The sequence below is a fragment of the Mesorhizobium sp. WSM4816 genome, assembly GCF_055811535.1.
Genome location: NZ_JBVVQR010000055.1, coordinates 1 through 9,480, shown reverse-complemented (window position 1 = coordinate 9,480; position 9,480 = coordinate 1). Strand labels below are relative to the sequence as shown.

The 9,480-nt window shown below is 64.5% G+C and carries 9 protein-coding genes; 6 read left to right on the top strand and 3 right to left on the bottom strand.

The annotated features are described in order from the left end of the window. Positions 1-12: 12 nt before the first annotated feature. The gene (locus AC0L3H_RS31060; RefSeq protein ID WP_473588037.1) at positions 13-1,218 is read left to right on the top strand and encodes an FAD-binding protein; all 1,206 of its coding nucleotides are present in this window, start codon (positions 13-15) and stop codon (positions 1,216-1,218) included. Between the two features lie 10 nt (positions 1,219-1,228). Further along, a complete protein-coding gene (gene glcF / locus AC0L3H_RS31055) occupies positions 1,229-2,560 on the top strand; it encodes a glycolate oxidase subunit GlcF (protein ID WP_473588028.1) in 1,332 nt (443 codons plus the stop codon). Between the two features lie 18 nt (positions 2,561-2,578). On the opposite strand, the gene AC0L3H_RS31050 is transcribed toward glcF, so the two are convergent. Continuing rightward, complete coding sequence (locus tag AC0L3H_RS31050) at positions 2,579-3,499, bottom strand: bifunctional 5,10-methylenetetrahydrofolate dehydrogenase/5,10-methenyltetrahydrofolate cyclohydrolase (protein ID WP_287071305.1); 921 nt, start codon at positions 3,497-3,499, stop codon at positions 2,579-2,581. 266 nt (positions 3,500-3,765) lie between these two features. Continuing rightward, positions 3,766-4,512 carry a L,D-transpeptidase gene (locus tag AC0L3H_RS31045; protein WP_473588027.1) on the bottom strand — a complete coding sequence of 249 codons (747 nt, stop codon included), beginning with the start codon at positions 4,510-4,512 and terminating at the stop codon, positions 3,766-3,768. Positions 4,513-4,725: 213 nt separating this feature from the next. On the opposite strand from AC0L3H_RS31045, the gene AC0L3H_RS31040 reads away from it, so the two are divergent. Then, the gene (locus AC0L3H_RS31040) at positions 4,726-5,361 is read left to right on the top strand and encodes a DNA-3-methyladenine glycosylase I (RefSeq protein ID WP_128175214.1); all 636 of its coding nucleotides are present in this window, start codon (positions 4,726-4,728) and stop codon (positions 5,359-5,361) included. Positions 5,362-5,415: 54 nt separating this feature from the next. Here AC0L3H_RS31040 and AC0L3H_RS31035 read toward each other — a convergent pair whose 3' ends face one another. Then, complete coding sequence (locus AC0L3H_RS31035; protein ID WP_473588026.1) at positions 5,416-5,667, bottom strand: hypothetical protein; 252 nt, start codon at positions 5,665-5,667, stop codon at positions 5,416-5,418. A 203-nt stretch (positions 5,668-5,870) separates the two neighbouring features. On the opposite strand from AC0L3H_RS31035, the gene hisS reads away from it, so the two are divergent. The 3 genes from hisS to hisG all read left to right on the top strand — a co-directional run bounded on the left by hisS (position 5,871) and on the right by hisG (position 9,416). Further along, the gene (hisS, locus tag AC0L3H_RS31030) at positions 5,871-7,403 is read left to right on the top strand and encodes a histidine--tRNA ligase (protein WP_473588025.1); all 1,533 of its coding nucleotides are present in this window, start codon (positions 5,871-5,873) and stop codon (positions 7,401-7,403) included. Between the two features lie 193 nt (positions 7,404-7,596). Beyond that, the gene (locus AC0L3H_RS31025) at positions 7,597-8,718 is read left to right on the top strand and encodes an ATP phosphoribosyltransferase regulatory subunit (protein WP_473588024.1); all 1,122 of its coding nucleotides are present in this window, start codon (positions 7,597-7,599) and stop codon (positions 8,716-8,718) included. After that, positions 8,715-9,416, top strand: coding sequence for an ATP phosphoribosyltransferase (gene hisG / locus AC0L3H_RS31020; RefSeq protein WP_473588023.1), 702 nt, complete (start codon positions 8,715-8,717; stop codon positions 9,414-9,416). Before AC0L3H_RS31025 ends, hisG begins: the two co-directional genes overlap by 4 nt. Positions 9,417-9,480: the final 64 nt, after the last annotated feature.

The following is a 9,480-nucleotide window of genomic DNA, read 5'->3' as shown; positions in this document are numbered from 1 at the left end:
AGTTCTGCGGCCATGACCACCTTCACCGCCGCCACCACCGCCGAAACTCTCGCCACTGTCGCCTGGGCGGCGGCGGAAGAAACGCCGCTCGAAATCCTCGGCCATGGCTCCAAGCGTGGCATCGGCCGTCCGCTGCAGACCGAGCATACGCTCGACCTGTCGAAACTGTCAGGCGTGACGCTCTACGAGCCGGCTGAACTGGTGCTGTCGGCGAAATCAGGCACGCCGCTCGCCGAGATCGAAAAATTACTTGCCGAAAACGGCCAGCAGCTGGCTTTCGAGCCATTGGATTATGGCCCGCTGCTCGGCGGCGGGTTGGGAAAAGGCACGATCGGCGGTGTGCTGGCCGCGAACCTTTGCGGCCCGCGCCGGCTGAAGGCCGGGGCGGCGCGCGACCACATTCTTGGCATAGCAGCGGTTTCCGGGCGTGGCGAGGCGTTCAAATCGGGCGGCCGCGTGGTCAAGAACGTCACCGGCTATGACCTGTCCAAGCTCATGGCCAACAGCTGGGGCACGCTTGCCGTTCTCACTGACGTCACTTTCAAGGTGCTGCCCGCTGCCGAGACCGAAGTCACGCTGGCTGTGCGCGGCCTGCTCGACGATCATGCCGCGGCCGCTATGGCGCTGGCGCTCGGCTCCAGCGCCGAAGTGTCGAGTGCTGCCCATCTTCCCGAACGCGTTGCCGCACGGGTCGCCGGCGGCGTTCTCGGCAGCACCGCCGCGACATTGCTGCGCGTCGAGGGGTTCGGCCCGTCGGTCGCCTACCGCATCGCAGCGCTGAAAGATCTGCTCGGAAATGCCGGCCCGCTCGAGGAAATCTCGGGCGAGACTTCGCATTCGGTCTGGCGCGATATCCGCGATTGCGCGCCGTTTGCCGACGGCCTGGAAAAGCCGGTGTGGCGCGTGTCGATGGCGCCGGCGCAAGGCCACCAGATGGTGCTGGCGCTGCGCATGCAGGCGGCCGTCGATGCCTTTTATGACTGGCAGGGCGGACTGATCTGGCTGCGCATGGAGCATGGCGATCCCGAAGCCGATCTTCTGCGCGCACTGGTGAGACAGTATGGCGGCGGCCATGCGACGCTGGTACGCGCCGCCCCTTCGCATCGCGCCGCAGTACCGGTGTTCGAGCCGCAGGCGCCGCACCTGGCAGCATTGTCGGCGCGGCTCAAAGCCGAATTCGATCCGAAGGCGATCCTCAACCCCGGCCGCATGGCTTAGGAGGTACGAGATGCAGACCAATTTCTCAGCTGCCCAGCTTGCCGATCCGCATGTCGCGGAATCGGAAAAGATCCTGCGCAAATGCGTGCATTGCGGCTTCTGCACGGCCACCTGCCCGACCTATGTGACGCTTGGCAACGAACTGGATTCGCCGCGCGGGCGGATATACCTGATCAAGGACATGCTGGAGAACGGCCGACCGGCCGACAAGCAGATCGTCACCCATATCGACCGTTGCCTGTCCTGCCTCGCCTGCATGACAACCTGCCCGTCGGGCGTCAACTACATGCATCTGATCGACCACGCCCGCGTCCATATCGAGGAAACCTACAAGCGGCCGCTGCCCGATCGGCTGACCCGCGCCGTGCTGGCCTTGGTCCTGCCTTATCCCTCGCGGTTTCGCGCTGCGCTCAAGCTGGCAAAGCTCGGCCAGCCATTCGCCCGACTGCTGGAAAAGCTCCCGGCGCTGAAGCCGCTGGGTGCGATGCTCAAGCTCGCCCCGGCGTCGGTTCCTGCGGCCTCGCCAATGGCTTCACCGGGCATTCATGCCGGGCAGGGCACGAGCAAAAATGGCCGCGTCGCCATCCTTACCGGCTGCGCGCAGTCCGTGCTCGATCCCGCCATCAATGACACGACGATCGCGCTGCTGACGCGGCTCGGCGTCGAGGTCGTGGTTCCCGAGGGCGAGGGCTGCTGCGGTGCGCTGGTGCATCACATGGGCCGCGAGGCGGCAGCCCTTGCCTCGGCCAGGCGCAATGTCGACGCCTGGACGCGCGCCATCGAGCAAGGCGGGCTGGACGCCATCGTCATCACTGCGTCGGGTTGTGGCACCACCATCAAGGATTATGGTTTCATGCTGCGCCTCGATCCCGCCTATGCCGAAAAGGCGGCGCGGGTATCGGCGCTGGCCAGGGACATCACCGAATATCTGGCAAGCATCGATCTGCCCGAGCCGGTGCGCAAGCCCGGCACCGTCGTCGCCTATCACTCCGCCTGCTCGATGCAGCATGGCCAGAAAATCACCCGCCAGCCGAAGGAGCTTCTGGCCAAGGCCGGCTTCGTCGTGCGCGAGCCGCGCGAGGGGCATTTGTGCTGTGGCTCGGCCGGCACTTACAACATTTTGCAATCGGAGATTTCGGCTCAGCTGCGTGACCGCAAGGTGAGAAATATCGAGGCGACCGGTGCTGAAATCGTCGCCACCGGCAACATCGGCTGCATCACCCAGATTGCTTCTGCCGCGAAGCTGCCGGTGGTGCATACGATAAAGCTGCTCGACTGGGCTTATGGCGGGCCGCAGCCGGAGGGCGTTCCGGACAGCAGGGCAGCCGTTGCAGCGGAGTGATCCACCGGCGCTGCCGGCTTATTCCGCCGCGAGCTTGTCCACCACGCCATAGGTCGCATGGTAGCGCGCGCGCTGCCGGCTGAGCGCCACCATCGTGTTGCGCAAAAGAATCGCCACGGTGATCGGGCCGACGCCGCCCGGCACCGGCGTGATCCAGGACGCCACATGCTTGACGCTCTCGGCGTCGACGTCGCCGACGATGCGGCTCTCCCCGTCCGGTCCGATCTCGGCATTGATGCCGATGTCGATGACGGCCGCACCGGGCTTGACCATGTCAGCCTTGATCAGCCGCGGCTTGCCGACGGCGACGAACAGCGCATCGGCACGCCGCGCATGCGCTGCCACCGAGCGCGTCATGTGATGGCACACCGTCACCGTCGCGCCTTCGCTCATCAGCAGGAAGGCGATCGGCTTGCCGACGATCTCGGAGTGACCGACGATGACGACCTCGAGCCCCTTGAGATCGAGACCGGTCTCCTTGAGCAGTTCGACCGAAGCGGCGGCCGTGCACGGTGCGAGGTCTAGCTGGTTGTAGACGATGTTGCCGATCGAGGCTGGATGCATGCCCTCGACGTCCTTGAGCGGATGCACCGCCGCTTGCAGCGTCTTGATCGGGATATGCACCGGCACCGGCCGCTGGATGATGATGCCGGTGACGCGCGGATCGGCGTTCAGGCCGTGGATCGCTGCTTCGAGTTCGCCGGCGGTGATGTCGGCGGGAAATCGTCTTTCCTCGAAACCGATACCGGCCAGTGCCGCCTTGGCGCGCTGGTTGCGCACATAGACATCGACTGCAGCCGTGTCGCCGACGGTGATCGATATCAGTTTGGCCGGAAAGCCTTCGGCGGTGGCGATCGCTGCATCCTCGCGCACCGAGGCGATGATGCGTTGGGCGACCGGACCGCCCCGGAGATAGCGGCTGTCGTCGGACAGGGACATTGAGCTTAAGCCTTTGTCTGGAAGCGTTGCAGCCGACATAGCAAAATACCGAGGAGAATGGCAGCGAGAATGCGAACCGCCATGCCGCGGGCGCGACGTACCACCCGATCCTGCCAAACTATCCTATCGCGTCCCGGAAACAGAAAGGGCAGCGCGGTTTGCCGCGCTGCCCTTTCGTGACCGACCGTATCCCCACACGGCCCGTCCCCCGTATTCTGATGATCCCGAGACTTCTGGACAGACTCGGCAACAAAATCAACCGCAGATTACATCACCACAACCGTCGTGCCAACATCGACCCGCTCATAGAGATCGACGACGTCCTCGTTGCGCATACGGATGCAGCCCGACGACACGGCGCCGCCGATCGTCCATGGCTGGTTGGTGCCGTGGATGCGGTAGAGCGTCGAGCCGAGATAAAGCGCGCGCGCGCCGAGCGGGTTCTCGACGCCGCCGGCGAGATAGGTCGGCAGATAACGGCCATTGGCGGCTTCACGCGAGATCATCTGCGCCGGCGGTCGCCATTCGGGCCAGACCTTCTTCTGCGAGATCTTGTGCTTGCCGGCCCATTCGAAGCCCGGCTTGCCGGTGCCGACGCCATAGCGCCGCGCCTTGCCGTTGTTCTCGACCAGATAGAGGAAATTCTCCCGTGTATCGATAACGATCGTGCCCGGCTTCTCCGGGCCGTCATAGGCGACTTCCTGCGGCAGATAGATCGGGTTGATCTGCGGTCGCGCGATAATGCGCTTCTTGGCCGGCGCTTGCATCGCGGCCGTGTGCAGCTGAGCCGGTTGCGCCTGCCGCTGAGAACGGCGCTGTGGCTTTTGCATCTCTTGCCGGTTCTGGCGGACGATGCCCGGCGCGCGGCCAAGCTGCAGCACCCAGGGCGCCGAAAGGTCGGGGCTCACCATCACCGGCGGCCTGTCGGCATAGCGGTCGTTGGCGCTGGAGGATGTAGCGGCAGTGGCCAGCACGGCTGCGGCGCCGAGCAGCGGGAACAAAAATGTCTTCATCGGAACGCACCCTGATCGTCGAACATGCCGGGGCGCTCAAGCGTCCCCGATGTCGCGAACATTGGGCGCGGAGCAGCAACCGAAATGTGAATCGGAATGCGTAAAATGCTGCATTGTCAGTAAAGCTTTCGGTGTGGTTACCGGTCGGTTCAGGAATCTGGTAAAGCCGCGGTAAAGGCAGCGCTGAGGCGCATTAACCAATGGAATTCCGCCATGGATGAGAAGACAGGCCTGCTCGCTGGACCCGATGGTATCGCGCGCTGCTTCTGGCACGGCAATCTGCCGGACTATTTGCACTACCACGATCACGAATGGGGCCGGCCGGTCGACGACGACCGCAGGCTGTTCGAAAAGATCTGCCTCGAAGGCTTTCAGTCGGGCCTGTCCTGGCTGACCATATTGCGCAAGCGCGAGAATTTTCGCGAGGCGTTCGCCGGCTTCGATATCGACAGGATCGCCGCCTTCACCGAACAGGATGTCGAGCGCCTGCTCGGCAATGCCGGCATCATTCGTCACCGCGGCAAGATCGTCTCGACCATCAACAACGCCAGGCGCGCGCGTGAATTGGCCGACGAGGCCGGCTCGCTGGCGGCCTGGTTCTGGAAATTCGAACCCGGCCCGGACGAACGGCCCGAAATCGTCGATCTCGCCCATCTGCGCGCCAACCCGACCACGGTAGTCTCGGTGCGGATTTCGAAGGAGCTGAAGAAGCGCGGCTGGAGCTTTGTCGGCCCGACCACCGTCTACGCCTTCATGCAGGCCATGGGGTTGGTCAACGACCATCTCGAAGGCTGTGTCTGCCGCGAGCAGGTCGAGGTGGAGCGCAAGGCGTTCAAAAGGCCGAAGTAGCTCCCTTCTTTTTCCTTCTCCCACAAGGGGGGAAGGCAAGGGGCGTTCAACAACTCAAGCGCCGGCGCCCGCCAGAAAGAGCCCGGCAACGATAGCCGCTATCGTGGCAAACGCCGGATAGATCACGAGCAGGCTGGTCAGCAGCGCATCGCGCATGGTCGGCCCCGTACGCTTGTCTGCGGCAACCTCGAACGGTCCCGCCATTTGGGCTGCAGGTCCCGGTGCATGATGATCGGCCGGCCTCAGCTGGGCGGGCAGCTCGCGGGTGCGGCTGTCGTTGATGTCGAATTTCTGCGCCAAGGTCATGGCCCGAACCCCTTGTTTCGGCGAGCTTTATCGGCTGCGATTGTGTCGGCACGATGCCGCGCTTATGGCGGAATTGTTTCAGCTTCTTGCCTTCTCCCGCACGGGGAGAAGGCAGGGAGCAAACCCTTGCCGCGCCAAGCCCCATCGGTTAGGACACGCCCACTCGAAACAAGTCAGCTTTACCTAGCGAAAAGACCCATGCCATGGCCGACAAATCGGAAAAGATGAAAGCGCGGCTGCCGCGCGGGCTTGTCGACCGCGGCGCCGAGGATATCCGTGCCGTCGAGAAGATGATGGCGACGATCCGCTCGGTCTATGAGCTGTACGGCTTCGAGCCGGTCGACCAGCCGCTGATCGAATACACCGATGCGCTGGGCAAGTTCCTGCCCGACCAGGACCGGCCGAACGAAGGCGTGTTCTCCTTCCAGGACGATGACGACCAGTGGCTGTCGCTGCGCTACGACCTGACCGCACCCATGGCGCGTTTTGTCGCTGAAAACTTTGAGCGCCTGCCAAAACCCTATCGCAGCTACCGCTCCGGCTGGGTGTTCCGCAACGAAAAGCCCGGCCCTGGCCGCTTCCGCCAGTTCATGCAGTTCGACGCCGACACGGTCGGCACGCCAGGTGTCGCGGCCGACGCCGAAATGGCGATGATGATGGCCGACGTGATGGAAGCGCTCGGCATCAAGCGCGGCGACTACGTCATTAGGGTCAACAATCGCAAGGTGCTCGACGGCGTGCTGGAGGCGATCGGCCTTGGCGGCGACGAGAATGCTGGGCGCCGGTTGCAGGTGCTGCGCGCGATCGACAAGCTGGACAAGTTTGGACCGGAAGGCGTCAAGCTTTTGCTGGGCAAAGGTCGCTGGGACGGCGGTAAAGAGGGCGAGGGGGATTTTACAAAGGGGGCTGGGCTAGACGAAGTTCAAGCAGCGTTCATTGTCGCCGTCGTTCTTCACAACCAACACGTCGAGGCTGGGCTCAAAAACGATGTAGGAAAATGGACCAGGGTACTTGAGGCCAACCTCACCGCCGAAGCGGGATTTGCTGAACTCAAAGAGATTGAAGCGCTTGTCCTGGCTGCCGGCTATGGTCCGGACCGCATTCGCATAGACCCCTCCGTCGTCCGCGGCCTCGAATATTACACCGGCCCGGTCTATGAAGCCGAACTGCTGGCCGAAATTCCCAACGAAGAGGGAAAAATCGTCCGCTTCGGTTCGGTCGGCGGCGGTGGCCGTTATGACGGGCTGGTGTCGCGCTTTCGTGGCGAGCCGGTGCCGGCGACCGGTTTTTCCATCGGCGTCTCCAGGCTGATGACGGCGCTAAAAAACCTCGGCAAGCTCGATACGTCAGACGTGATCGCGCCGGTCGTCGTGCTCACCATGGACAAGGACACCGAAAGCCTCGGCCGCTACCAGAAAATGGTGGCCGAGCTGCGCGCCGCCGGCATCCGCTCGGAAATGTATCTCGGCGGCGCCGGCATGAAGGCGCAGCTCAAATATGCCGACCGCCGCGGCAGCCCGGTCGCCATCATCCAGGGCGGCGACGAGCGGGCGAAAGGCGAGGTGCAGATCAAGGACCTGATCGAGGGCGCCCGGATGTCGGCGGAGATTGTGGACAACGCCGAATGGCGCTCCGCGCGCCCGGCGCAGGTGACGGTGGCGGAAAGCGATCTGGTTGGCGAGGTAAGGAAGATACTGGCGGCGCAGGCGGCCGACCGTGCGAAGGGTGGCGCGTGAACACCCCCCTCTGGCCTGCCGGCCATCTCCCCCTCAAGGGGGGAGATTGGCAGCCGTACCGCCGGCACTTACCTTTCAACCTTGAAAATAGGGCGAAGGCTGCGACGAGACTAATCTCCCCCCTTGAGGGGGAGATGCCAAGTGGTGGCAAAGAGGGCAGGCCAGAGGGGGGTGCCTCGCGCCCAACCGATCAATGACCTCCCGCTACCCCGCCATTGCATCAGACATCACAAAACTCTTTGCTGCGCGAAACACGCATGCGGTCGAGGTGGCGGTGCTGCAGCCGGCCGACCCGTTCCTGGACATGGCCGGCGAGGATTTGCGCCGGCGTATTTTCCTCACCGAAAGCGAGACCGGACAGACGCTTTGCCTGCGGCCGGAGTTCACCATCCCGGTCTGCCTCGACCACATTGCCAGCCAAGCCGGAACGCCGCGCCGCTATTCCTATCTCGGCGAGGTGTTTCGCCAGCGCCGCGAGGGCGGAAACGAGTTTTTCCAGGCCGGCATCGAGGATCTCGGCGACGGCGACATCGCACAGGCCGATGCCCGATCGCTGGCCGATGCGCATGCGCTGCTTTCGCTGGTGCTGCCGGGCCAGGAACTAACGATCACGCTCGGCGACCAGACTGTTTTCGAGGCGGTGCTCGCCGCACTCGGCCTGCCGCGCGGCTGGCGCATGCGGCTGGCCCGCGCCTTCGGTTCGGCGGCGATGCTGGAGGCAGCGCTTGCCGACCTCGCCAACCCGCCGCGCAACGGCCAGCTCGCCGGCGCGGCCGCAGCCCTTGTCCTCGATGGCAATCTGGAAGCGCTTTCCTCGCACATCGCCGGCGGCATGGAGCAGGCGGGTCTGTCGGCGTCGGCCGGACGGTCGCCGACCGAGATTGCGCGGCGCTTGATCGAAAAGGCCGAGCTGCGCAGCGTCAGGCTGTCGAACGAGGCATTTTCGGCGCTTAAGGATTTTCTGGCAGTCGATGTGGCGCTCGACAGCGCGGCAAAAGCGCTCGAAACCTTTGCGACCGGGGCTGGCGTTTCGCTGGGCGCGGCACTGGAAGATTTTTCAGCTCGCGCCAAGGCGATCGAAGCGCTTGGCCTGTCCACGGCAAAAATCCGCTACGACGCCGCCTTTGGCCGTCCGCTCGATTACTACACGGGCCTGGTCTTCGAGATCGCGGCGGAAAACGGTGACCGGCCGCTGGCCGGCGGCGGCCGTTACGACCGCTTGCTGACGTTGCTCGGCGCGAAAACGCCGATCCCCGGCGTCGGCTTTTCCGTCTGGCTCGACCGCATCGAAACGTTGCGGGAGAAGGCGCAATGATCACCCTGGCGATTCCATCGAAGGGCCGGCTCAAGCAGCAGGCGCTGGAGGTGCTGGCCGAGGCCGGGCTTGCCGTCAGCCTGCCCGGCGACGAGCGCAAGTACCGCGCCCGCATCGAAGGCGTGGAAGCGGTCGAGGTGGCGTTCCTGTCGGCGTCAGAAATCGCAGGCGAAATCGGCCAGGGCTCGGTCGACTTCGGCATCACCGGCGAGGATCTGTTGCGCGAAAGCCTCGCCGACTGGGAGGCGCGCGCGGAGATCGTCGCCCGCCTCGGTTTCGGCAATGCCGATGTCGTGGTGGCGGTGCCCGACATCTGGCTCGACGTCGATACGATGGCCGACCTCGACGATGTCGCCGCCGATTTCCGCCAGCGCCACGGCAGGCGGCTCAGGATAGCCACAAAATACTGGCGGCTGACGCAGCAGTTTTTTTCGCAAAAGCACGGCATCCAGGTCTATCGCATTGTCGAGAGCCTCGGCGCCACCGAAGGCGCGCCGGCGGCGGGATTGGCCGATGTCGTCGTCGACATCACCACGTCAGGCTCGACGCTGCGCGCCAATCACCTGAAGGTTTTGGCGGACGGCGTCATCCTGCGCTCGCAGGCCTGCCTCGTCGCGTCGCGGAAGCCGCGTGCGGCGACCGACGAGGCTGTCATGCGCGACATCGCGGCGAAGATGGGTGCCTTCCCTCCCCCTTGAGGGGAGGGTGGACAGCCGCCGAAGGCGGATGGACGGGTGGGGTCGTTGCGGCAGTGCTCGACGC